This window comes from Undibacterium sp. YM2 (genome assembly GCF_009937975.1).
Taxonomy (GTDB): Bacteria; Pseudomonadota; Gammaproteobacteria; order Burkholderiales; family Burkholderiaceae_D; genus Undibacterium.
Genome location: NZ_AP018441.1, coordinates 1,271,385 through 1,296,849, shown reverse-complemented (window position 1 = coordinate 1,296,849; position 25,465 = coordinate 1,271,385). Strand labels below are relative to the sequence as shown.

Sequence of the window (25,465 nt, the reverse complement as noted above, 5' to 3'; positions counted from 1 at the left end):
GACAAATCCTGTCTTCATCTCAATACATCATTACCTTACTTCGCAAATCAAACTGCCTGATTTGCTCTCATTATTGGCATTATCCTGATTCAGGCTCACAGGGAAATTACCGGGTAGTGAAAATTGCATGCCCGGGTTGTTCGGCAAAAGAATTGGCGGTCTGGTGAAGCTGGTCGCAAAACCAAATTGACCGGCAGTGACATCGAGATTGCCCGCATCGTTTTTCAGGAAGACTGTGCCATCCAGGACTTGCACATACAAACCAGGCGCGCGTGGCCCGTTACCCTGGGCGTCTGTAGCACCCGAGCCAGGCTGGCTTGCATCCTGAGGCACGAACTCTGCGATGAAGATAGTGCCGCGTATGCCTATCGATGCCGTTGGTGTATTCAGGCCAAATCTTTCTTTATTGCGCTTGCCGAGTACGCCGGTAACAGCGCGTAAGCCGCCCTTGATCAGGGTCATGGTAAAGCCATCATTATTGGGCTTGTCTTCTTCAAAAGAAAACTGGTCTATCTTGATCTGGGTACTTGGGCGCAAAACGATTTCACTATTATCGGCAAACTTGATGCGGGCATACGTATCTTTCTCGGCAATCAGGGTATCGCCCTGCTCTATGCCAGACTGCAGGGACAATACCTTGACCGTGCCATCTGCCTTCTTGGCGATCAATGGCCCGCTGAGATGGGTCACCGTGCCCGCGATCTGCGCAGCAAAACTCAGCGCACAGCTCAGGCACAGTGCTGCAATAAAGAAAAACTTAATTGCAGTAGAGTTTTTTATCTGTAGCATTTTTTAATACTCCGTTATCCCTGATACCGCCAAAACTGCTTCTTTGCTCAAACCTGGTCTCTCTGCCGGAATCACTGCCACTATCGAAGAAACTGCCAGGATTGCTGATAGCGTTAGTGATAAACAAGGTAGAGCTGACAAAGTTATTGAGCGCAAAATTAATCGTGTTGTTCAGAATATTGCCAGTCCTGAGATCACCTATGGGCAAGACCAGTGAACAACCCAGCAAGACTGGATTGATGGCGCACTGTGCCTGGGCAGGCAACACAGCAGCGCAACCTGGCAAGCCCGGATTAGCTGCGCAACTGGCCATCGAAGGCAAGACAGCAGAGCAACCGGGTGTCGCTGGATTAGCAGTACATGCAGCGAGACCAGGCAAGACTGCGCTGCAACCTGGCGTCGATGGCGAGCCTACGCAAATGGCAAGGCCAGGCAGCACCGCACTACAACCGGGCAGGCCAGGGCTGGCTGTACAAGCAGCCAAGGTAGGCAAGACGGCAGAACAACCCGCAGTGGATGGATTGGCGGTACATACTGCCAGCGTCGGCAATACGGCGCTGCAACCTGCCTGGGCTGGATTGGCAGTGCAACTTGCGAAGCTGGGCAAGACAGCAGAACAACCAGGCGTAGCCGGATTGGCAGTACATGCACTCAGGCTGGGCAAAACAACACTGCAGCCAGGCAGCGCAGGTGTTGCAGTACAGGAGGCCAGTGTCGGCAAGACATTGCTGCAACCTGCCAGTGCAGGTGTGGCAATACAGGCACTCAGGCTGGGCAAGACCACGCTGCAGCCAGGCAGGCTGGGAGTAGCCGCACATGCCGCAACCGATGGCAGCACAGATGAACAGCCTGCCAAACCGGGGTTGGCGATACAAGCTGTCAAGCTAGGCAGGATAGACGAGCAACCAGCCAGGGCCGGGTTGGCTGTACATGCTGCCAGCGTTGGCAAGACTACGCTGCAACCTGACAGCGATGGGTTGGCAAGGCATGCTGTCAGTGTCGGCAACACATTGCTGCAACCTGCCAGCGTTGGTGTGGCAATACAGGCACTGAGGCTGGGCAAAACAGCGCTGCAACCTGGCAGGCTGGGGCTGGCAGTACAGGCTGCCAGCGTAGGCAAAACAGCAGCGCAACCAGCCAGAGACGGGTTGGCCACGCATGCTGTCAAGCTTGGCAAGACACTGCTGCAACCTGCCAGCGTCGGTGTGGCGATACAGGACGCCAGCGTCGGCAATACAGCACTGCAACCAGCCAGGCTGCTGTTGGCGATGCAGGCGGACAAGCTGGGCAAGACCGCAGAACAGCCAGGCAAAGTCGGGCTGGCGGTACAGGCCGCGACCGATGGCAAGACAGCCGAGCAGCCAGCGATGTTAGGTGATACCAGGCAGGCAGCCAGCGCAGGCAAGACCACGCTGCAACCCTGGATACCGGGGTTGGCGGTACATTGTGTCAGGCTGGGCAAGACTGCGCTGCAACCGGACTGGCTGGGATTGCTGATGCACGAACTCAGACTAGGCAGAATAGCGCTGCAACCAGGGATGGATGGGTTTGCCAGACAAGAAGACAAGCTGGGCAATACAGCACTACAGCCAGCGATATTCGGGTTGGCCAGGCAGCTACTGAGACTGGGCAGTACATTCGAGCAACCAAACAGAGAAGGATTGGCAATGCAGGAACTCAGGCTGGGCAAGACTACACTGCAACCTGCCAGCGTAGGGTTGGCCTGGCAGGCTGCCACACTGGGCAATACCACGCTGCAACCCGGCAGATTAGGATTACTGACACAGGCAGCCAGGCTAGGCAGGACAGAGCTGCAGCCCGGTGTGGAGGAATTGGTTATGCACTGTTCCAGCGTAGGCAAAGGTGCATTCTGGAAAGCTTGCTGAGTGACCGTGCCACCGCTGACAGTGCCAGAGATCAGGATGGCATCACCTGCCTTGAGTAAGATATTACCGCTGGTCGTCACTGAGCCGGTATTGCCTACCGTCAGCTTGTCGGCAGTACTGCCACTGGCACCCGCTTCGAGGGTGATGTTACCGCCATTTGCACTGGCAACCGTACCGTTCACCGTCAGAGGACTGTGTGCGACCAGGCTGATGTTGCCAGCCTTGCTGCGTACGGCATCTCCGCTGTCAAGCGTGATGGCACCGATATTATCGATAAAAATATTGCCAGTGCTGCCAGCTGTGCTTTGCTGCACGTTGCGGATGTTCAGCGCACCGGTATTCTTGATGTTGATATCGGTATTGGCACCGGTGTTATTCGCCAGCAGGACAGGTACGCTGGTTTTCAAACCAGTGCTGTTTCCTATACCCCCATTGGCAGTTGCATCGAGCGCGCCGCCACTGATTACATTACCAGCCGACTGGGTAATTGCACCGTTAGCGGCAGACAGTGTTGTGGTGGAGGTGCCGGTGTTGATATTGGCCCCCAGCGCGATATTGCCGGAACTGGTGGTCAGGTACAAATTGCCTGTCGTGGCGATACCAGCCAGGCTATATGTGCTGGAGCCGTTACCACCGCTTAATGTGCTGACATTGATACCCTGGGTATTCACCAGGCTCAGGCTGGCATTGCCCTTGGCAGCCAGGTTGCTGATGACATTCGCGCTATTGAGCGTGATGCTGCTACCGGCAACCAGACCCAGATCCTGCACAGTAATAGGATTGACCTGGGTAATATCGCCGCCGGTCAGCAAGCCTATGCGGGTTGTCGTCAGGTGTTTGATATCGGTAATTGCACTGGTATTGGTGTCAGTAATGCCAACCACCGAGATGGAGCCGGATGCATTGCCAGCGTCACCACTGCCAATCGCAATATTGGCGGCACTGACCTTGTACAGGTTGGTCACACTCAGGCAAGGTGCCGATGTGCATGTGCCAGAACCTACCGTGATTGCGCGTCCTGTGGTAAATGGACGTATGCCAAAATCACCGGCTGTGATACCGCCAGGGCCGCCAAGTACCAGTTGATCAGCAATCAGGCCAACTTTACCGGTACCTGCATTGACGTTGTCAGAAACCGTCAATGTACCGGTGCCAGAACTCACCGTTACTGCCTGATTATTCGTCGTAATACCGGTGATGGCAGCAAGATTGCTGATATTCAGGTTACCGGAACTAAAGACATTCAGGCTGCCAGTACCAAGGCCACCAGGATTGAGGTCTGCCGCCAGTGAACTGAAACTATTGCCGGTATTACTCAGATTGACCGAGCCTTTGGTCTGCAAGGCCAGGCCACTTGTGGTAATGGCATTGCCAGCAGCCTGGCTGATACCTGAGGCAGAATCAGACATGAGCTTGACGCTGGACGGCGCACTGATGCCGCTGTACCCATCGACCGTGGAAACATTGATGGGATTGCTTGATCGGTAAAAGAAACTGCCCGTGCTGGAAGAACCGGAAATAACACCGGTAGCATTCGCCTCAGTCAGGCTGACACTGTATCCACGCGCCTGCACCGAACTGGCGCCATCAATAGTAGCGCCAGCTTGCTGGGTAATTGTATTGCCAGAATTTAAGGTCAGCGAGGTGTTGATGTTCTGCAGGGCACCGCCAGCGCCTGAACCCATGACGCCTTTGATATCTATACTGGCACCAGACATGTTGCCGACTTTAAGGCGAGCCGCAGTAATATTATTCAATTCGGCAGCGGACAGTTCCAGCGTACCCGAGCTCAGATTGGTAGCAACAGTTGCAAGATGAATAGTGCCGCCACCATTCATATCCAGCGCCACACTACCACTACCTGCGTTGACCGTGCCCTGCAAATCCATCTTGTCTGATTTGAGAGAGATGGCAGCGCCAGAACTATTGATCTGTGTGCCTGCAGCCGTGCTGGTCATGGCATCCGCATCGGTCGCCGACAGGCTGACCGTACCACCAGCACTGACGATATTACCACCAGCAAACTGATTAATGCCGCCTGCGCCGGTGACAGATACCAGGCCATTATTGGTAATGACGGGGGCATTCAGTTCAACAGCAAAAGTTGTAGGCGAACTCAGGTATATGGCCTGCCCTGCAAGCTGCTGTTTAATGCCATAGCCGGTGCCACCGACATCACCAACCACCAGATTGGCACCATTGCTGGTGATACGGATGTCCCCGCTACCGGTATTCAGGGCATTCACTTTTGCCGCCCTGACCACCATATTGTCGGTCGATGTTGTGCCATGCAGGCCGGTTGCGGCAATCAGTTTCAGGTCATTGGCATAAATGGTTGTCGCATTTTGCTGGGTCACATCAGAACCGGCGGTGATCGTGACATTCGCATTCGCGGCAGCGTTGCCACGCGCATCAACACCACCAGAACCAAGATTGACATAACCACTACTATTGATGGTGATATTGCCGCCTGCCCCAACCGTGCCCGGGGTTGTCAGCAAGGTTTTGGCGGTGGTATTGCCACTGGAATTCAAGGTGATGCTTCCACCATTGGTCGTCAGTTTGGCGACTGAAATACCTGCAGTCTGCGGCGACGCTGCAGTCCCGGCCTGCAGGCTGATACTGCCGGTACCGGCAGTCTTGAATTCGAGATTGGGATCGGCGCCTGTTAGGTTGATGCCGCGTGTGGCACTGACATCGGTAGCGGCATTGCGGGTACGCAGCGTCAGATTGGAGTTTGCAGGCAGGTTGATGAGGCTACCGAAAAAAGTACCGCTGGTGTCTATGTAATTACTGGCCTCAAGGATGATATTGGTGCCTGGTGTCAAGCCCTGTAATTCTGACTGATAGACAGTCGTCGGGCTGCCATCAGCAAAATTGATCGTGCCTATTGCTGAGCCCTGGAAAGTGCCAGTACCGTCAGAGGCACCGTCGCCATTGCCACCGGCTATGGTGATCGAAGACGGGTCAAGCAACAGAGTGCCGGCCTTGCCGCGTGCCGCACCTACATTGACCTTGGCATGAAAGTCGAGGTTTTGCTTGCCCGAGGTTTCTACAAAACCGCCATTACCGCCCAAAGCACCGCCCTGGGCAGAGATACTGCCATTGACCCTGGTAACTTCATCTGACCAGACAATGACCTTGCCGCCATCACCTGTTTTCAATGCATCAGCACTGATTTTGGCATCGCTCGACACAAAAGCACGTTTGGCATTCGTGACAGAGGGATTATCGCCATGGTAATCACCGCCCACCAAGACCTGGCCACCACCGGTGTCGCCGCTGGCATCCACCTGTGCATTGCCAGCCAGTGCCACGCGTTGACCTAGCACTTGTATATCGCCGCCCTTGCCTTTGCCGGTTGCGGTGGTTGTGCTGCCTGCATCAAGTGTGGTATCCCCACTGGCCTTGAAATAAATCCTGCCGTTTTCACCTACGACGGCACTATTGGCACTGACCAGGCCACGCTGGCTGATCAGGCCGCCATAAATCCCGACCTTGCCACCCTGGGCAATGACTTGCCCCAGGTTGACTGCCTGGTCGGCGTTGGCGCTGACTACCACGTGTACATCCGGGTTGGCTGAATCAACCAGCTTCACCGAGCGCCCTGCTGCCAGCAAGACCTCACCCTTGGGTGAAGTGATGATGCCGCTGTTTTCTACATCCGGTGCAATCAGGTAAACCTGACCACCAGACGGTGTCGTGATTGCGCCCTGGTTACTGACCTTGCCTGCCGTAGTACCGGCATTGAAATTCAGTTTGCCAGCCTTGAAATCGGTATCGTTCATGCCCAGGCTGGAGACGGTCAGGCCATTGACATCAACCTGCGCGCCCTTGCCAAACAGGATGCCATTCGGGTTAATCAAAAACACCCGTCCATTCGACTGCAAGGTGCCCAGTATTTGGGTGGGATTCTGGCCGATGATGCGGTTCAATACCGTGCTGTTGGCACTCTCTTGTATGAAGCGGGTAGTCTCACCGGCATTGATGAAAAAATCCTGCCAGTTGATGATTGCACCTGGCGTATTGGTGATGGTATAGACCTTGCCATCCTGATTGAAGATGACCTTGCCATTGATGATCTGCGGCCCTACGGGATTTGCATGGGCCAGGCTGGTAATGAAACCCGTACCAAAACATGCTGCCAGCAAAGCTGGCATAAACCGTGGGAGCAATCTCGGTAACGAGACTTGCTTCAAGTCCGATCGCAATACTGATACAGATTGAGCGAACATATCGATTTCTTTTCTCATGCTCTTCCTCATCCATCATTAGTAGTTGATGCCCAGCCTGACATGCAAACGCCTGTCATCTTTGCTCAATTCATCCGGCGCATGCAGGGACTTACCATAGTCCATCTGCAGCGACATCATGCGCGACATGGCAAGCCTGATGCCTATGCCTACGCTGGAAAGGGAAGCCGAACTCTGCTCCCCAGGCAGCGCCTTGTTACGCGACAGATGGGCAGCGTCATAAAAGCCAAGTAACTGGCACTGGGTAAAACTGGCACTGAAACCGGCACACAGATTAGGAGTATAAATTTCTGCGCTGATCAGGGTGCCATAGTCATTGGCCAGCGCCCGTTCAGTAAAGCCGCGCACACTGCTGGCACCACCGGCACCGAACTGCTCACCCGGGACCAGGCTGTCCCTGGTATATTGACCACTGAGCATGAGCTTCAATTGCCAGGCTGCGGGCAACACCTTGCTGTAACCAAAGCCATAACGCAGGATGCTGTAACCAGCAGTCGCGCCACTGCGCACTCGCTGGAAATCTTCGGTCTTGCCCTTTTCACCGCCGGGCAAATTGTGCACTGCAGTCACATAGGCATTTGTCTCACCTGCTGTGGAATTCAGGCTGGCGGCATAGCTGATGCTGACGGGATGGACAGTGACATCATTACCCAGTTGTATACCTTGCAGAGCCACATTGTTCTTGAATGCCTTATAGTCCCAGCCAAAGCTCAGACGTGAATCAAAATCTTCACTGCGGCCCAGGTTGAAGTTATAACGCCCACCGAAGACGGAACCACGGCCACTGACATTGAGGTCGAAGATACCAGCCGAGACTGAGCCTGAATCGACATTCGAATAACTCGCATACAAATCCACACTGTCACCACGCTCATACAGTGGCAAATGGTAACCAACACCAAACACCGCGTATTTACTCGGTTTTTGCAGGGTGGTCGTGTATTGCAGGCTGAGTACATCATCATGCCCGCTGACATTGGCATGCTGGAACAACAAACCCAAATGTGACTTGCCGGTATTACTGTCACCGGCATTATCGAGCGTCGCGCCCACTGTCCAGGGTTTGCTGTCGGTGACATTCAGGACAGCATTGACTTCGCCTTCCTGATTCGATGTCTCGAATTGCAAACTGGTTTTTTTGGCTGGATTTTCATTCGCTGTCTTCAGACTCTCAGACAGTTTTTTAATATTGGGCGTATCACCTGTGCGCAACTGGGGCAGGCTGCGTTTGATATTGTCACTATCGAAATGGCGGTTGCCCTTGACACTGACATTGGCAATGCGTGCCTGCACGACGATGAATTTAACAACGCCCTGGTTCAATTCCTGCTCAGGCAAGACCACCTGCACCAGACTATAACCTTTCTGGCGATAAGCTTTTTCCAGTGCTTCGAGTGCTCTTTGCACATCGGCAAAACTGCGGCCTTTGCCGGTATACGGTGCCAACAGGCTATCGAGTGCAGCAGCACTCAGCAAATTATTGCCTTTGACATCGTAACGGCTGATATCAAAACGCCCTATGACGCTATCGGTATCCTGCGCCGCCAGTGGCTGGCTAAGCCCCAATGCCATGGCGAAAAGCAGGCTGAGGCTAAGACGGGATTTGACATGCTTGTTCTTCAACGGTCTCATACTAAGATTTCCCAGTTACTGAGTCGTGCTATACCAAGTTCTTCTGTGTGCGGAGCCTGACCAGCCTCTGCGATGTACTGATTTATGCTGATTGTGCTGATATTGCCTATCGACTTTTATTCTTGTATCGAATTCTGTGCTGAAGATGCGCGCGAAAAAAACTGCGGCTGAAATGTCTGCTTACAAATGTTTAGTTACAAGTATCCTGCAATCCAATACGCACTACAAGCACTATGTTGTTAATTCAAACATGCTGTCTTATTTTGTATTCGGGAAAGTTAAAACTGATGTGTTTTATTCAGATTAAAACCCGGAAATATGAATGTGAGAGGCTTAAATGCGAGAAAAATGCGAGAAATTGGAATGTGTGAATTTGAACTTCGCGAAGTTAAAACAGCAAATCGATGGAAGAGTAATTATGGACGAGCAGCACGACGCTTCATTTTCCCGTCTTTGCTTTCGATAATATGATCAAATTCATCGACGCCAAAGCTGCGAGTAATCGTCAGAGACGGACAACACATGGCATCACCTGAGGTCATTTCCTTGCCATTCAGGGTGACAGACTTCTGTTTGATGCTTGCACTATTAAAATCAAAGGAGCGCCAGCCACGCTCCCCCAGCTTGGTAACAGCCACCAGCAGATAGGGCCGTGTATGCATGTCGGCTACGTCAAATTGTTCCTGTTCGGTAAAAAAGGCGATGAATTCTGCATGATGGTTACCGCCACCGTATCCTTCGAGGTTGAACAGGACAACGGCGTCATGTTGATGATCGCCAAACAAATTTCCATAAACGATACGGGCAGGGTTTTCGCTGTAGGTTTCTGCAATGCCATCGCTAAATTGTGCGATCAGCCTGTCTAGTTCAAGCTGCATTGCTGCCTGTTGCGCTGGAGATGCCGTCACTGCCGCACGAACTGGCGTTGAGGCAGCATGAACAGTTGCGCAGGCAAGCAGCATGAAGCTGCACAGCAAAGCGGAAAGAAAATACTTCATGCCTGCCCTCCCATCAAACTGCCGTATCCGGTTTGAACTCTTGCCAGGATGGCAGTCCATGCTTGCGTTTGCCATGCGCATAATAACTGGCCAGGGCCAGGCCAAACAGAATACCGGCAATTCCAGCAGAATTCAGCATGGCAGTGACAGACATGGCTGTTTTGGACCAGACAAAAAAGTACATCAGTGTCCCCCAGGCGATTGCATAAAAACAGCCAGAAAACAGTGCGTTTTGCCAGAATTTGGCAAAGTGTGGAGGAGGAACATCGAAACCCATGCGCCACAACAGGTGCAAGTAAGGCGGCGCATAATTGCTGCGCATGATACCGGTCTTTTCCAGCAACTTTAAGGCTGCCTGGCGCTTAAGCTCTCTACTGTTTTCACGATTATCTGATTCAGTGGTATTCATCTGTATACTTATCAAGGAAACCGATACAAGTGCGTTACTGACGTGTTTGATTTATAAAAACGCCTACAAGAAAGCCGCACTGTAATATTTGATTATATGCAACTTAAACCTGGCCCGGAACTTTTCCCGCATAGATAAACGACAAAAGAATAAATTACTTTTAAGCCTCACTATCAGGAAGGCTATTGAAAATATTGATTTACAGAAAGAAAACCAAAGCCAGCAAGGACAGAGAATAACCCAGGCTTATATCTGATGAATAAAAAGTCAATCGCAGTTAACTGGTATTAGTGTCTATGATGTATGTAATCCTTCTTTCCTCGTTGGATTACTCTCATGACTCCCCCAAGACGAACGAGACCTCAAGGGCGCGCAAGCGCCCTTTTTTTCAGCCCATACTGTCAGCACGATGAATAAATCCAGATTACTGTCACTCGATGCATTTCGCGGCTTCACCATTGCCAGCATGTTCCTGGTGAATAATCCGGGTGACTGGGGGCACTTGTACCCGCCACTTGAGCATGCGACCTGGTCAGGCTGGACATTTACTGACTGTATTTTCCCTTTTTTCCTTTTCATCGTTGGTGTATCGCTACACATATCCCTGCATCAAAAACTCATGGCTGGCTATGCCCGGGGGCAATTGTTCAGGCAAACCGCCAAGCGGGCGCTGTGGATATTCCTGATAGGCCTCACACTTAACCTCTTCCCCAGCTTTGATTTCCAATCTGTACGCATCCCTGGCGTTTTACAGCGCATCGCCCTGTGCACTCTGCTGGCAGCGCCGATACTGATTTATTGTGACTGGAAATGGCAGGCAATCTGGGCTGGCATACTCTTCACTGTGTATTCCATTTTCATGTTAACCGTATCTGTACCGGATGCTGACGGCGTCTGGACAAGGGGTGCACTGGAAGCGGGGCGTGATGCCGGTGCCTGGCTGGACCGGCTTTTGCTCGACGGGCACTTATGGAAACGGGCAAAAACCTGGGACCCTGAGGGCGTGCTGAGCAGCCTGCCCGCCGTCTGCAGTGTAATCTTTGGTGCATGGGCCGGACGCTGGCTCAGCGGCAGGCAGGAAGGCAAGCAGGACGCCGCTGTAAAAACTGCCTGGTTCTTTGTCGCAGGCCTGACTTGCCTGGCAATTGGCCTGGTGCTGGATACCTTGTTCATGCCGATCAACAAGAGCTTGTGGACACCGTCTTACAGCATTTTCATGACAGGCTGGGCACTCGTCAGCTTTGCCTGCTTTTACTGGCTGCTGGATGGCAATCCTTCAGCCATGCTGAAAAAATCCATGGCAAAACTCTGTCATCCCTTTGTGCTGTATGGCGTGAATGCCCTGTTCCTGTTCACCCTGTCTGGCCTGATTGCCAAAATGCTGGGATTTATCCATGTAGATCAGGCTGATGGCACTAAACCCAGCCTGCAGGCGTTTATCTATGCACCAATCAAGGCTCTGCCCATGCATGCCGTCAATGCCTCCCTGCTGTATGCAATACTGTTTAATCTGGTGATGTTGCTGATTGCCTGGGCAATGTGGAAGAAACGCTGGTTTGTCAAAGTGTAATGCAGTAGCATCTCAGGTCTTTCGCTCTTTATTGCATTATTAGTCCGGCTTATCCATGTTTTCGTTACCACCCTCGTCACGACCTGCTTTTACTTTGTCTAATTTGAAAATTGCTCTTCAAGGTTTCAAGTTGCCTGCGCTGGCCGCATCTGCGTGTGCACTGATGCTTGCCTGCTCCACTGCAACGCCGCCAGTAAAGCCCCAGCCTAAACCTGTCGCAGTTGACCTTACCATCATCCCGCAAAATGCCCTGGTCAATTACCCTGTGCAAGTCAAAGACGCGCCGCCCTTGCCCCGTGAATTCCGTGCTGCCTGGGTGTCAACCGTAGCGAATATAGACTGGCCTTCACGCCGTGACCTGAGCACAGAAAAACAAAAGAACGAAATCCTCACGATACTCGACAATGCGGTGCAGTTGAAACTCAATGCCATCGTCTTGCAGGTGCGCCCGGCGGCGGATGCCATTTATCCGTCAATGATAGAACCCTGGTCAGAGTTTTTGACTGGTGAGCAAGGGCGGCCACCTTCACCTTATTACGATCCTCTGCAATTCTGGGTGGAGCAAGCTCACGCGCGCGGCCTGGAATTGCATGCCTGGTTCAACCCCTACCGTTCCCGCACCGCGCAATCCAAAATGGCGCTAGCGACCAATCATATCAGCAAGCTGGCACCGCAAGTTGTGAAGAATTATGGTGACCTGCAATGGATGGACCCGGGTGAACCTTTGGCGATGCAGCAAACTCTGAATGTCATCAGCGACGTGGTGCGCCGTTATGATGTCGATGGCATCCATATTGATGACTATTTCTACCCTTACCCAGTCAAGGGCAGCAATGGCGCAGAGCAGGATTTCCCTGACGACCCATCCTGGGTAGCTTATCTGCAGTCTGGCGGCAAACTGGCGCGTGCAGACTGGCGCCGTGATAATGTCAACCGCCTGGTAGAAGCAGTCAACCAGCGCGTACATCTGGAAAAACCCTGGATGAAATTTGGTATCAGCCCATTTGGAATAGGCAGGCCAGACCGCTTGCCACCCGGCATTGCCGGTTTCAGCCAATATGACAAACTGTATGCTGATGTAGAACTGTGGCTGGCTAAAGGCTGGCTGGATTATCTGGCACCGCAACTTTACTGGCCGATCAACCAGGGGCCGCAGGCGTTCAAGGTCTTGCATGATTACTGGCTGGCCCAGAACCCCACTGGCAAGCATATCTGGCCTGGTTTGTATACGAGCCGCATAGACAATACAGACAAATCCTGGCCTGCTGATGAAATCCTGAACCAGGTCGATGCGCTGCGTGAAAAGGCCGGTAATGGCCATGTGCATTTCAGCATGGCAGCGCTGAACCAGAACCGCAAAGATATACGGAAACGCCTGGCGAGCGAGAAATACACGTCCCAGTCGCTGGTCCCTGCCAGCCCCTGGCTGGACAGCAGCCCACCTGCCAGCGCTGTGCTGGAAGCCAGTGCCGACAAGAAATCATTACGCGTGCAACTGAGCTATACCAGCAATACCCGCCTGCTGGCGATCTGGAAGCGCACTGACCAGCAATGGCTGTTCTCTGTGGTGCCAGCCCAGAACATGAGCATAGACATCAGCGACGACCCTCAGCTAGGGGCGATCAGGCAGGTCACTGTGTCAGCCATCAGCCGTACCGGGGTAGAAGGCGTGCGTGCCAGTTATAGCCTGCCCTGAAGTCAGGTTGACATAAATTCAAGCAGCAAGTGTGGTTTTTAGATACGTATGAACAGTCTTGTGCATACGTATTTTTCTTTGGCGTATACGCTGTTTTTCCTCGGAAATCAGCATCCGCACTGGCTGACACGTCAGCCGTGACAAACCCCATATCTTTTGGTTATCGCCCGTCATGATATTTTCATTTGTCACGTATTGTGACAAAACCCTAGTCTGGAACATATAAACATACACATAAAATTTATATCAATTCAAAGCAGCGGCCAGAATTGAGCATAAACAAATACCGAGCTCACAATATCAATGTCGTACGACCCAAGGAGAGACCAGTGAAGTTAAAGACCATAGCCAGGTGCATCGCCCTGATAGGCATTTCTGCCGGTACCAGCGGATGGGTACAGGCGCAGGAGCAGCCTGCTCCAGCACCGCAAAGGGTAGAAATTACCGGTAGTAGCATCAAGCGTATTGCCTCCGAAGGTGCTTTGCCGATTGAGGTCATTACCCGCAAGCAACTCGAAGCTGCGGGCATCGTCACTGCAGAACAATTTATCGCCAACCTGAATATCAATGGCAATGGTTCTGACAACCTGGCCAGTAATGCTGACGTTACCTCAGGTGCCCAGCGCGGTAATAACGGTGCATCTTCCGCCAACCTGCGCGGCCAGGGTGCTGACAGCACTCTCGTGCTGTTGAATGGCCGCCGCGTTGCCACCCATGGTATGAAAGGCTCGGCAGTTGACTTGAATTCCATTCCGATGGCTGCAGTGGAGAGAATCGAAGTCTTGAAAGATGGTGCCTCTGCGATCTACGGTACCGATGCAATTGGTGGCGTCATCAACTTCATCCTGCGCAAGAATTACAATGGTCTGGAAGCCCAGGCATTTACCGATATCTCCCAGCAAGGTGGCGGCAATATCAAGCGCGTGTCTGTGGTTGGTGGCTTTGGTGACCTCGAAAATGATCACTACAATGTCCTGCTGACAGCTACCCATAGTGAGAACGATGCATTGCGTGGTGACCAGCGTGATTTTGTGAATACCTTCCAGCCCAACCGTGGTTTGTCGGTAGATACCCGTGGTACACCAAATGCAACTGTATTTGCCACTTCGCTGGCGAATACCATACTCAGTAACAAGAGCAATAGTGGCCCGGTCTTCCCAGGTACTACCCAGGTCATGAATGCCATCAATGTGCTGAACCTGCCGGGCGGTGCGGGTTGTGGCGCGATCGATGGCATGGCCGCTTACGACGCCAAGCTGTGGGATGTAGCATCTTCCAAATATGCCTGCGCCTGGGACACAGGCCGCGCTGCAGTATTGCAGCAACCAGTCAAGAACGATAATTTCGTCGGCCGTGCCACGTTCAAAATAGGCACGCACCAGTTGTTTGCCGAAGCAGTTGGCTCTCAGGTTGAAGTGTCGAAACGCTTTTCACCCAACCAGGTGTCACCGGGTACGAACTTCCCTGCGTCTTCATTTTATCCAAGCACAGGTTCAGCCTATAACGATGTATTCAATGCCATCGTTGCGGTATTCCCCAGCATAGAAGCGAACCGTGGTGCGCCTATTGCCTACCGCTGGCGCTGTATGGAATGTGGCAACCGTGAAATCACCACCAAGACAGAAGCCGCCCGTTTGCAACTGGGTGCAGATGGCCAGATCGGCAAATGGGATTACCGTGTTGGCCTGTCGCGTGCCTACAGCCAGTCCGAATCCAAACTGGGCACGGGCTATAACTATACCGTTGCGCTGGCAAATGCCCTGGGTACCGGCATCATCAATCCTTTCCTCAAGCCCGGTGAAAAACAGTCGCAAGCTGCGCTTGACCTGATCAACAGCACCTCAGCTGCAGGTGTTACGCTGTATGGTGGCAAAACCACGCTGACCCAGGCTGATGCTGCCCTGTCTGGCGAAATCTGGCAATTGCCTGCTGGCCCTGTCATGGCTGCAGTAGGTACTGACTTGCGCAAGGAAGAATATACTTTCAATGGTGATGCAAGAGCATCCAGTGTCCGCCCTGCCATCCTGAATGCGCCATTTGATGACAGCAATGCCTTGCCCAAGGTCAGCCGCGACATACGCGCCGTGTATGCCGAGGTATTGGTGCCAGTCTTGAAATCACTGGAAGTCACCGTTGCAGGTCGCCAGGATCATTACTCTGGTTTTGGCAGCACTTTCAATCCCAAAGTAAGCTTCCGTTATACACCGACGGAAACGCTGCTGTTCCGTGGTTCGTACAACACAGGTTTCCGCGCACCGTCATTCAACCAGTTGTTTAACGGTATTACTGATTCACCTTATGCAGGTAAAGACCTGGCTGATCCAGCCACCTGCCCAACACTGAAGGTCGATAGCAGCAAACCTGGTTGTGCCGCCATCACGCCGAATATCCTGACTGGTGGTAAAACCACGCTGGGCCCTGAAAAAGCCAAGCAAGGTACGGTCGGTGTAGTGTGGGCACCAAGCAGCAACTTCAGTGCCAATGCTGACATCTGGGAAATCCGCAAGGAGAATTCCATCATGTCCATAGACCTGACCACGATGCTGCAAAACTATGACCTGTTCAGGGATCAGTTCTTGCGTGACAGTACAGGCGCATTGGCTTTCATTGATCAACGCTGGGTCAATGCCGGTTCCAGCATCACCCGTGGTGTGGAAGTTGGTGCCAAAGCCAATGGTGCAATTTTCAATGGCAAATGGGCTGCCGGTCTGGATGGTTCTTATCTGCTGGAGAAAAAATCCCGCCCTATGGCTAACGCACCTTATGGCGTAAGCGAAGTTGGCCGCTTCACCTTCACTGGTGACCTGGGTCTGAGATGGAAGCACACTGCTTTTGTCAACTACACCCAGGGTGACTGGACAGGTACTTTCACGCAGATTTACCGTGCTGGTTACAAGGATCAGGTCTTGCCGGGCGTACAAAGTGGCCTGGTCATGCCATCGAACTACAATCCTAACGTCAAAGCCTACATCATCTACAACATGAGTGTGACCTATAGCGGCATCAAGAACCTGACGCTGACTGCCGGTTTGAAAAACCTCTTCAATACCGATCCACCGTTTGCCATCACTTATGACAGCAATACCGGTGCAGGCAGCTCCTGGGAACCACGCGTCGCTGACCCACGCGGACGCTCATTTACTTTGCTGGCGAATTACAAGTTCAAATAAAACGAACAAGTAACGAGCTAAACAAAAAACCCTTGGCATTGATTGATGCCAAGGGTTTTTTTTATGTGCTACAACTAAAACATCTAGCGATTAGCTCGCAGCAGGATTCATGAGCTTGCCCATGAAAATGATGAGGCCAGTCTGCCTGTCCCTGATCATGAACAGGAAAGGACGGTCCAGCGTCAACTTCAAGGGTTGTGTCACATTAATACTGGTGACACCGATCAACACACCCGTAGCAGCGGCAGCTTCTGTTCCTTTCTCATCGACGTTGATGAAGGCTTTGTGCACGACACCAGAAATCGACAATTCGCGGTTACCGCTTATCCCGGAAAAATCTGCCTTGCTTGCATCAAAGGCAGCGCCCATGCCCAGAGTACTCAGACTGGAGTTCATCGCCGGGCTGGCACTGAAGTTAAACTTGGGCATGCTCAAGGCAATGTAATTGTCTTTCAAACCTGCCGTGATGTCGCTGATGGTCGTACTGCTCAGGCCCTGGACAAAACTATCAAACTTGCCTGCATCAGGCACGATGGCCAGCATGGCCAGTTTGTTATCGATATAAGGCAGCTCCACCGCCTGATAACCCTTGCCCTGCACATACGGGAAATTGCTGGTCAGATTCATGAAGGGCAGATTTTTCACATTCCCTTTGCGGTCAGTAAAATCCTGGTTCCTCGTAGCTTCTTTGGTAAATGGCTGCGCCCAGTCTGACTTGAACCAGATCGCATTTGTCAGCACCACGCGGGTCTGTGGTGAGATGCCACCGGCAGGTATCAGATCCTTGATTTTTTGCTGGGTCTGGTCAGCCACCCAGTTATTGATTGTCAGACGTGATGGTTCAGCAGCGCCGACAAAATCCTGCAAGTTCACAGCAGCACCATAATTAACGCTGAGTGCATCAAGGTAGCTGCTTTGCAGACTGTACCCTTGCTGTGCCCACAAGGCATTGGCGATATTCAGGTTGGGTAATTGTGCATTTGGTTTGGCAGCAGTCGAGGTTTTATCTGCCAGCAATAAATCAAGACGATTCAGGGCTGGTTGCAAACGGCTTTGCTGCAGTTGGAAAGCCAGAGCCTTTTCCATACCACTGAGGGTATCGCCCTTAGCACCGGCTGCTGCCATCTCCAGTGCCAGTGTCAGGCTGTACGGTGAATAGACGAGGTTACTGTCGCCCTGCGCATCCAGCAAAGGCAGGATTTTGAGAGCAAACTCGGTATTTCCGGCCACTGCTGCGGCCAGATCAGCATCACTGGCCTGAGGCGCGACATTGCGTGCCAGCGTAGATTTGGCTGTGCTGACAGCCTGAGGTTTGCTGGCGTCAGGAGTGGTGGCTGTGGCTGCAGTGCCTGCCCCGCCGCAGGCAGAAACCAGTGTAAGTAGCAAGCTTGAGCATAGAAGTGTAGGGCGCATGTTGAGCTTTCTTTGAGTTATCAAAATAGAAACACTTGCTCATGATACCCCTGCCACTCTGTTGAATCAGTTCAAAAATGTACTCAAATTGTCATCAAATTGTAAATGCTGAAAGATATTCTCAAATAAACAATCAAGATGTTGTGCTAGCTGTCGGCTGTTCAAGCACATCCACCACCGCACCAACCCCCACCCGCTCAAACAGTTCGGCAATATCTACTGAGCGCATACGTATACAGCCATAGCTTGCAGGCGTGCCCAGCAGGCTTTCCTGTGGCGTGCCGTGGATATAGATAAAGCGTGGATAGGCATTGCGGTTGCGTTGTTCAGTGCCACGCAACCACAGTATGCGCGTCACCACAGGATCACGCCCAGGTGCATCTGCAGCCACAATCTCGCCGGTAGGCTTTCGGTCCTTGAAAACTGAACCCAGCGGTACACCAGCGCCGATTTTCTCGGCGATCTGCATGCGGCCACCCGGTGTCATATAGCTGTCTGGCATATCGCCTATGCCGCGTTTGGCGGTAGAAATGACATAGGTCGCGACTGGCTTGCCATCTTCCAGCAACACCATTTTTTGCTCGGGGACTGAGATGATCAATTGATGGCGGGTATCGCCCCCTTGCAGCCAGCCCCACTGGCAGGCGGATAGCAGCAAGCTGGCAGCCAGTATCAATATCAAGTGACGGCGAAGAATTTGCATTCTTATTTGCATGGTTTATCTGTGCTTTAAGGATAAGCCAGCATAAGCTGATCAAAGAGCATCTGCAAATAATTCATGCAGCCGCATGCATTACCTGAAGTTATGGGCCGGGTATCAGCTTTCATTTGTGCTCTGTCTGCAGAGGACATAAGGTAATGAGAGAAAAGGAATCAAGCCATGCTGAATACAGAAGCACCTAGCGTTAACCACACAGGACTGGATTTATACCCAACCACACAACTGGTTGATGCCTTCATTGATGATCAGTTCAATGCCATACGTGCAGTCAGCCTGGCTGCCGCACAGATCGCAGCTGCTGTGGATGCCGCCGCGCCGCGCATACTCGCGGGTGGTCGCCTGGTGTATGTGGGTGCTGGCACTTCTGGCCGCCTGGGTGTGCTGGATGGGGTGGAATTATTACCGACCTTCTCATGGCCAAACGAACGCGCTTTGTCTCTGCTGGCAGGTGGAAAGCAAGCCATGTTTGTCGCAGTCGAAGGTGCAGAAGATGATGCTGCACAAGGTGCAAGAGAAATCCAGGAACTGGCTTTGACGGCTAATGATGTGGTGATGCTGATTGCCGCATCCGGCGCTACCCCTATGTGCTTGGTGCCTTGCAGGCAGCGCGCCAGACTGGTGCCCTGACCATAGGCTTTGCCAATAATCCTGGCGCACCTGTAACTTTGCAAGCCGAGATAGGCATCACCCTGGATACCGGCAGCGAAGTGATTTCTGGCAGTACCCGACTGAAAGCAGGCACCTCACAAAAAGTCGCCCTGAACAGCTTTTCCAGCGCCTTGATGGTCAGGCTGCACAAGGTCTATGGCAACCTCATGGTCGATGTCAAACCGACTAATGTCAAACTACTGCGACGCACCGTCGCCCTGACCATGCATGCAACCGGGCGCGACGAAGCATATTGCCGCCGCATCCTTGAAGAATGTGACTTCCATGTCAAAACAGCGATACTGGCTATCCTCAACAACATCAGCGTGACAGCCGCACATGCCAAATTGCTGGCCTGCGGTGACGACCTGCGTCTTGCCCTGCGCACTACGGTTTGAACTACAGCAGTTGAGCGTCAATCAATACGGCAATAAATCCCGCCAGGCGTTACAATCAAACTCGTTTTTTTTTGCTGAATGGACTTTCACCATGCGTTTGCGTCATATCGAAGTTTTTCATGCCATCATGCAGGCAGGCACGATCAGTGGCGCTGCGCAATTGTTGAATATTTCACAACCAGCCGCGACCAAGGTCTTGCAGCATTGTGAAATACAGCTGGGCCTGAAACTGTTCGAGCGCATCAAGGGCAAGCTGCATCCCACGCCAGAAGCGCACAAACTGTTTGCTGAAGTCGATAAGCTCAACCGTGATTTGCAGTCAGTACGCAGGCTGGCCAGCAATCTCAAAAACCATCCTGACGAAGCAGTAAGGCTGGCATCAACACCGACACTGTCTATCACCGTAGTGCCCACCGCACTGGCCGCCTGGCGCAAGAAATTTGGCAATGTGCATTGCACACTGGCGACCCATCACACCAGCGAGATTGTGAATGCCCTGCTACTGGGGATGTTGATTTTGCGCTGTCATTGTATGACCCCTGTCACCCGAATATCGCATCTGAGCCCTTGATACGCGGCAGCATGACAGCCATCGCCCCGCTGGGTAGCTGGGCAAAGAACCTGGACAATACTGCCCTGCCCGTTGCCGACCTGCCCAAGAACCTGATTGCACTGGACCTCGATGACCATCTTGTCAGCCGCGTCATGGATGCCTGTGAAGAACAGGGTCTGAGCTTTACTTCTTACACCGTGGTACAGACCTATTTGCTGGCCAGGACACTGGTGGAGCTGGGTGCTGGCGCAGCCGTCATCGACCCCTTTACTGCCGCCACATCTGACCATAGCAAAGTGCAATGCCGCCCCTTGTCGCCGAATGTGCCTGTGGATTTGTATCTGCTGACAGTAAAATCAACGCCACTGTCACGCTCTGCGCGCGCTTTCGTCGAATGCATCAAGGAAGCCGGGGCTGAGTTTATTGCCCGTACCAGCTAAAACAGGGTGTAAAGCGATGTCTGTATCTGCTCTTCCCAGATACTAAGGCTGGAATAGACACCGGGATTTTTTTCCGGGTCAGCCGCAACACCGCCTATGACATAGATAATGCCATTGCGTGTTGCCGGGTCAAACAGGAAGGCCGATTGCAAGCCATAAGCAAATCCCAGATGACCAACCGGTTTGAAGGCAGGCCGGGCCTGTACCAACCTGTCGCCAGAATGCGCAGCGCTGGTATCAGTGAAGCGCTGGAAACCCAGCCCCCAGGATAGAAACAGGCCACGGTAATCATCCCCATTGTGGGCCTTTGCGCCGTAACGCCATTGCTCTGATGTCAAAGCCCTGACGCTGGAAGGTTTTAGCAAACGCACGCCATCAAGCTCGCCCTCGTTCATGAGCATCAACATGATGCGGCTCAAACCTTGCACGCTGATGCGCAAGCCACCTTGCGGGCTGGACAAAGTTGCATTCGTGCCAGGCCGGTAGTTTTGCAATTGTCTTTTAAGCAGAGGTTTATTGCGGAAATCATCTGTCTGCGCCACCCACGGGCCTTGCGCATTCCACACTTCATTCGCCTGCTTGCGGTACAAGACAGCCAGCCGAGACAAGGCATCTACCGATAAAAGTTCAGGATGATATGCACCTTCTATCTGCAAGGGTTGCAAGACCAGATTTTGCATGAGCACATCAAAGCGCTGGCCGCTGATGGCTTCCATGACAGTACCCAGCACGCCCCAGTTCAGATTCACATAATGGAAATAGCGGCCAGGTGCAAAGTTCTCTCCCGGCTTGGACGTTGCCGGATCAGCCCATTGCACACCTTGCGCAAAGTTTTTGCCACCAGGTTGCAGGAAACTCTGTATGCTGACATCTGCCGGGAAATTATAGCCACCGTCATCCCGCAGGGATGAGGTATGACTGAGCAGCATGCGGGTAGTGATAATTTGATCTGGATAATGCGGGTTCCTGAGTTTGAAACCCAGGTAGTTGCTGATATCGGCATCCAGGTCAAGCTTGCCCTGCTCTACCAGGCACATCGCACCTATGGCCGCCACCATCTTGGAGACCGAGGCGACGCGGAACAGGGTTAGCTTATCGGCGGGAAGATTATTGGCGGGGTTTTGCAGGTCTATATAGCGCTGACCGAACTGTTGCTGGTAAACGACTTTACCAGACTTGATTGCCAGTACGGACAGGCTGGAAAGCGCTTTATCAGGCTGTGCGACAGTCGTAGCCAATTGCTGCGTCACCAGCAGTTCAGTGGTCGGATTGATTTGCGCCATCACCGGGCTTGCCAATAAGGACGTGAGTACGAACAGGCAACGGACAGGATAAGACTTCATCCTCAGTCTATGCGCAAATAAGTTTCGCGCACGACCACCGGGTCGCCACAATTGAAATGCCACCATTCGCTATTGATACCTCTGAAACCGCCATGCGCCATTGCTGCCCGCAATATGCCGCGCTGGTCCAGTTGGTGCTGGGTGAGCTGCCCTTCCGCCAGCATTCTTTGCTCAAGTGCAGGATGGGATTTTTCTTCGAGGGCATCAAAGCCGCTGCCCATATCCAGCTCCTTGCCAGCGGCATCGATGAGCGTGACATCCACCGCCATGCCAAAGGAATGGATGGAACCACGTGCCGGGTCGGCGACGTACATGCGCAAGGGTGTGCCATCCAGGTGCTGCCACAGCATTTCCTGCACGCGGTGCGGGCGCAGGGCGTCGAGTACCAGGATGCGCAAGTCAGGGTGATGTTCATGCAACCAGTTGACTGCAGCCTGCAGTGCAGCAACCGCTTCGCGGTGCAACCAGCTACAATCAAGATCACCATATAACTCACGACCGACAAAATTGTCGGCACCGACATAACGTAAATCGATAACTATGCCGCTGACGGTGTCGAGCCGGCAAAAATCAGGATGATCCGCAATCAATTCACAACGCACACATTCTCCACACAACAGAGTTTTTCATAATCGCAGCATAGGGTGAGTCACCTGCACCTGCCAATGAAAACTTACCGATGACATATAACCAGATGGAATGATCAGGCTTTAAACTTCCATCAGGTTATCAATACAAATTATTTTAGTACTTTATTACGGGCTGCAACATCCACATCAACATAGCGCCAGCTTGTGAAATCCACTGGATGCCTATAGTAATTTTGCAGCCAGGGCTGGGACAAATCTGCCGTCACCGGATGTATGCGCGGCACCCAGGGGCTATAACCATGCATAAGCTGTGCCATTTGCCGGTACATAGCCGTTCTCTCCGGGCTGTCGCTCAGACGCATCGCTTCTTCATACAGCTTGTTGAAAGCTGGCAGGTTGAAGCGCGAATAATTGGCACGGCCAGCATTGGGGCCATACAAAAGCTGGTAAAAATTCTCGGCATCGGGAAAATCAGCAATCCAGTTGGCCTCGGTCATCTGCACCTTGCCCAGACGGGCCGCACGCAAGACTTCTGAATGTTTGTCGGTCTTGAAGCTGACGTGGATGCCAATAGCATCCAGGTTCTTGCGCCAGACTTCATCGCGCAGGCGGCCAGTCGTGCTGGCCAGGCTATGCATTTGCAGGTGCAGGGGCTGACCATCAGGTAAGTGACGATAACCATCTGTGCCGCGCTTATAGCCAAACCTGTCGAGCAAGGCATTGGCCAGCTTCACATCATATTGCACCGGGGTTTTATAGCTGGCGTCGTAACCCAGCACATTCGGTGGCAAAGGCGATTGCGCCTGTATCGCCAGCCCCTTTTCCATCAGGGCGATGTCTTCCTTGCTGTCGTAGCTAAGGGCAATGGCGCGCCGCAGGGCGATTTTCTCCGGGGTATAGCCACCTATCACCGGATCTTCCATATTCATCCACATGTAATAGGTTTGCAGGGGCGTGAACAGGGACAGGCGCACGCCCTGCTGCTGCAATCCAGGCTTGAGCTTGCCATCATCGAGCACCATGTTTGACAGTGGAGGTGGCACTTGTTCCAGATAATCAAATTCATTATTCAGGAAACCCAGCACGCGCGACTGTTGCTCTTCCATGACCTTGATTTCTACCTTGCTGACACGTGGCAAGGTCTGCCCTGCCAGGCTGGCAGCAATTTTCCTGGTAGCGTCATCGGTGCCCTGGTCATTGAAAACCACTTTGCGATATTGTGGGTTCGCCAGTAATTCTATGCGAAAGCTGCGCTGCCACTGGCCTAGTATGAAAGGGCCAGTTCCTATGGGGTGATTGCCGACCTGGTTGCCGTAAGCCTCTACCACTTCCCTGGCTACGGCCCCAGTAGCGGTAGTCGCCAGGATGAACAGGAAATTACTGTCAGGTGCATTCAGGCGCACGCGCAAGGTGTATTTATCCACCGCCTGCAAACCGGGGATGCTGGTTTGCAGATTGAAGTCCTGGCTCTTGCCATCTTTGGCTGGCTTGAGTTTTTCATCACCGAGTAACTTGCCTTCAAACATGAACAGCCACGGCGACTTGACCGCAGGATCATAGATACGCTTGATGCTGTAGATGTAATCTTCCGCCGTCAATTCCCTGGGCTTGCCCTTGAATGCAGGGTCAGGTGTAAACATGATGCCGGGCTGCAGATGCAGGACATAGGTTTTGCCCTGATCCAGTATCTCGGGCATGCTTTTCAAGGTGTTCGGTTTGAGTTTGACAGGCCGCGCCAGGTAGTCATAGCGCAGCATGGGTTCAAAAATATTTTCGTTGATGCTGACGGAGGGTACGTCAGATGCCACTGCCGGGTCGAGGCTGCTCTCTGGCGTCGTCACCAGTACCCGCAAGACTTTTTCTGTACTGGCTGCGGCATGCACAGGTGTCATGCTGATCAGGGCAAATACACCCAGCAATGCGGCACAAAGGAAACGCAAACTCATGCTATCGACTTTCCAGATCCGGCCAGGCCCAGTCGGGGGTTGGGCTTGGTCAGGTAAAACCACTCTTCACCAGCGCTGGCACCAGCGTCAGGAAAGATGATGCGACCATCCTGATCCGCCCTGACTTCACTACCATCAGCGCGCATGCCTATCAGATCACCCTTTTTCAATTCATCAAAGCTGCGCCATTCGCGCACGAAACTATCGCCAACATGCAGCTTGTCGATGACATCATAGATGCGCAGTGCTTCCATCTGTGCCACAGGTTCTGGCGCTGCACCGGCGATCACACCCAGGTGACGCAGGCTGTTGACGATGGCGGCATAAGCCACCGCTGGCGCTTGTGGGTCGAGATGCTGGCCACATTCCAGCGTCATCGCATAACCGCCGACTGAGCGCATGTACTCTGTGGTACCGACACCAAACTGTGTATTAGCATTTGCCACGGTTTTGGCATCGGCATCATGCGCCAGCCTCTCCTGGCGGCGTTGCACGCCACGCGCATAAGTGCCCAGCCAGCCATCGACCAAGCGATGTACACCGAGGCGCATGGCCATCGCCAGTTCCTGTTTTTCATGGCTGAATGATTCTATGGGACCGCGATTATTTTCTGGCCCTATGAGGACAAAAGGTTCACCCTGACTACGGAAGGAATGCAGGTCGAGCAAGACATCGTGCTGGGCCATCAGCGGGCATAACCAGTTTGCTACATGGTCTTCAAATTCCTGCACATCTGCTGTCGGTATCAGGCGGCGGTTCAGGTTGCGCTCACCTTCTCTTTGCCCCAGTTTGTAGGCCAGCGGATTGCATACTGGTACCAGCGTCACACGGCCAGCCAGTAATTGCAGACTGCCATCTTCGAGTTCTGCAATGACGCGGCGGATGGCCTGCGTGCCGCAGGTTTCATTGCCATGCACGGCACCAGTGATAATGACACTGCTGCCGGGCTGTGGTGAGCTGTAGCTGTTGCTTTGAAAATGATAGGGGTAAGCGGTTTTGTTCATATTTTA

At 52.8% G+C, this 25,465-nt stretch carries 18 protein-coding genes; 7 read left to right on the top strand and 11 right to left on the bottom strand.

Features of this window, described 5'->3' with window-relative positions:
• Positions 1-30: 30 nt before the first annotated feature.
• The 5 genes from UNDYM_RS05870 to UNDYM_RS05850 all read right to left on the bottom strand — a co-directional run bounded on the left by UNDYM_RS05870 (position 31) and on the right by UNDYM_RS05850 (position 9,967).
• Entirely contained in the window at positions 31-789 is a 759-nt protein-coding gene (locus UNDYM_RS05870; protein WP_162040214.1) for a FecR domain-containing protein, read from the bottom strand.
• The gene (locus tag UNDYM_RS05865) at positions 758-6,928 is read right to left on the bottom strand and encodes an S-layer family protein (protein WP_232063738.1); all 6,171 of its coding nucleotides are present in this window, start codon (positions 6,926-6,928) and stop codon (positions 758-760) included. Before UNDYM_RS05865 ends, UNDYM_RS05870 begins: the two co-directional genes overlap by 32 nt.
• Before the next feature lie 18 nt (positions 6,929-6,946).
• A complete protein-coding gene (locus tag UNDYM_RS05860) occupies positions 6,947-8,560 on the bottom strand; it encodes a ShlB/FhaC/HecB family hemolysin secretion/activation protein (protein ID WP_232063736.1) in 1,614 nt (537 codons plus the stop codon).
• Positions 8,561-8,976: 416 nt separating this feature from the next.
• Complete coding sequence (locus tag UNDYM_RS05855; protein WP_162040213.1) at positions 8,977-9,558, bottom strand: hypothetical protein; 582 nt, start codon at positions 9,556-9,558, stop codon at positions 8,977-8,979.
• Positions 9,559-9,571: 13 nt separating this feature from the next.
• On the bottom strand, positions 9,572-9,967 hold the full coding sequence (locus UNDYM_RS05850) for a DUF6404 family protein (RefSeq protein WP_162040212.1): 396 nt from the start codon (positions 9,965-9,967) through the stop codon (positions 9,572-9,574).
• Positions 9,968-10,376: 409 nt separating this feature from the next.
• Between UNDYM_RS05850 and UNDYM_RS05845 the strand changes: the two genes are divergently transcribed.
• The 3 genes from UNDYM_RS05845 (at position 10,377) to UNDYM_RS05835 (ending at position 16,403) form a co-directional block, all read left to right on the top strand.
• Positions 10,377-11,537 (top strand): acyltransferase family protein, encoded by a 1,161-nt coding sequence (locus UNDYM_RS05845; RefSeq protein ID WP_162040211.1) that lies wholly within the window; start codon positions 10,377-10,379, stop codon positions 11,535-11,537.
• 94 nt (positions 11,538-11,631) lie between these two features.
• The gene (locus UNDYM_RS05840) at positions 11,632-13,233 is read left to right on the top strand and encodes a glycoside hydrolase family 10 protein (protein WP_370529444.1); all 1,602 of its coding nucleotides are present in this window, start codon (positions 11,632-11,634) and stop codon (positions 13,231-13,233) included.
• Positions 13,234-13,562: 329 nt separating this feature from the next.
• Positions 13,563-16,403 (top strand): TonB-dependent receptor domain-containing protein, encoded by a 2,841-nt coding sequence (locus UNDYM_RS05835; protein ID WP_162040210.1) that lies wholly within the window; start codon positions 13,563-13,565, stop codon positions 16,401-16,403.
• A 90-nt stretch (positions 16,404-16,493) separates the two neighbouring features.
• Here the strand turns inward: UNDYM_RS05835 and UNDYM_RS05830 are convergent, their stop codons facing one another.
• Entirely contained in the window at positions 16,494-17,816 is a 1,323-nt protein-coding gene (locus UNDYM_RS05830; RefSeq protein ID WP_162040209.1) for a serpin family protein, read from the bottom strand.
• 133 nt (positions 17,817-17,949) lie between these two features.
• A complete protein-coding gene (locus tag UNDYM_RS05825) occupies positions 17,950-18,519 on the bottom strand; it encodes a L,D-transpeptidase (RefSeq protein ID WP_162040208.1) in 570 nt (189 codons plus the stop codon).
• Positions 18,520-18,696: 177 nt separating this feature from the next.
• Here UNDYM_RS05825 and UNDYM_RS31310 point away from each other — a divergent pair, with 177 nt between their 5' ends.
• From UNDYM_RS31310 to UNDYM_RS30480, 4 genes are all read left to right on the top strand, one after another.
• A complete protein-coding gene (locus UNDYM_RS31310) occupies positions 18,697-19,164 on the top strand; it encodes a hypothetical protein (RefSeq protein ID WP_370529443.1) in 468 nt (155 codons plus the stop codon).
• Complete coding sequence (locus tag UNDYM_RS31305) at positions 19,122-19,583, top strand: hypothetical protein (protein ID WP_370529442.1); 462 nt, start codon at positions 19,122-19,124, stop codon at positions 19,581-19,583. Before UNDYM_RS31310 ends, UNDYM_RS31305 begins: the two co-directional genes overlap by 43 nt.
• 91 nt (positions 19,584-19,674) lie before the next feature.
• Complete coding sequence (locus UNDYM_RS30485) at positions 19,675-20,154, top strand: LysR family transcriptional regulator (protein ID WP_232063735.1); 480 nt, start codon at positions 19,675-19,677, stop codon at positions 20,152-20,154.
• Complete coding sequence (locus tag UNDYM_RS30480) at positions 20,037-20,576, top strand: LysR substrate-binding domain-containing protein (protein ID WP_370529441.1); 540 nt, start codon at positions 20,037-20,039, stop codon at positions 20,574-20,576. Before UNDYM_RS30485 ends, UNDYM_RS30480 begins: the two co-directional genes overlap by 118 nt.
• Here UNDYM_RS30480 and UNDYM_RS05810 read toward each other — a convergent pair.
• The 4 genes from UNDYM_RS05810 to UNDYM_RS05795 form a co-directional block, all read right to left on the bottom strand.
• Positions 20,573-21,919: a serine hydrolase gene (locus tag UNDYM_RS05810; RefSeq protein ID WP_162040207.1), complete on the bottom strand. Its 1,347-nt coding sequence runs from the start codon at positions 21,917-21,919 to the stop codon at positions 20,573-20,575. The two genes, UNDYM_RS30480 and UNDYM_RS05810, sit on opposite strands and share 4 nt — an antisense overlap.
• A gap of 2 nt (positions 21,920-21,921) precedes the next feature.
• Positions 21,922-22,521 carry a M15 family metallopeptidase gene (locus UNDYM_RS05805; protein WP_162040206.1) on the bottom strand — a complete coding sequence of 200 codons (600 nt, stop codon included), beginning with the start codon at positions 22,519-22,521 and terminating at the stop codon, positions 21,922-21,924.
• A gap of 137 nt (positions 22,522-22,658) precedes the next feature.
• Positions 22,659-24,455 (bottom strand): ABC transporter substrate-binding protein, encoded by a 1,797-nt coding sequence (locus UNDYM_RS05800; protein WP_162040205.1) that lies wholly within the window; start codon positions 24,453-24,455, stop codon positions 22,659-22,661.
• Positions 24,452-25,459: a succinylglutamate desuccinylase/aspartoacylase family protein gene (locus UNDYM_RS05795; RefSeq protein WP_162040204.1), complete on the bottom strand. Its 1,008-nt coding sequence runs from the start codon at positions 25,457-25,459 to the stop codon at positions 24,452-24,454. Before UNDYM_RS05795 ends, UNDYM_RS05800 begins: the two co-directional genes overlap by 4 nt.
• Positions 25,460-25,465 lie beyond the last annotated feature (6 nt).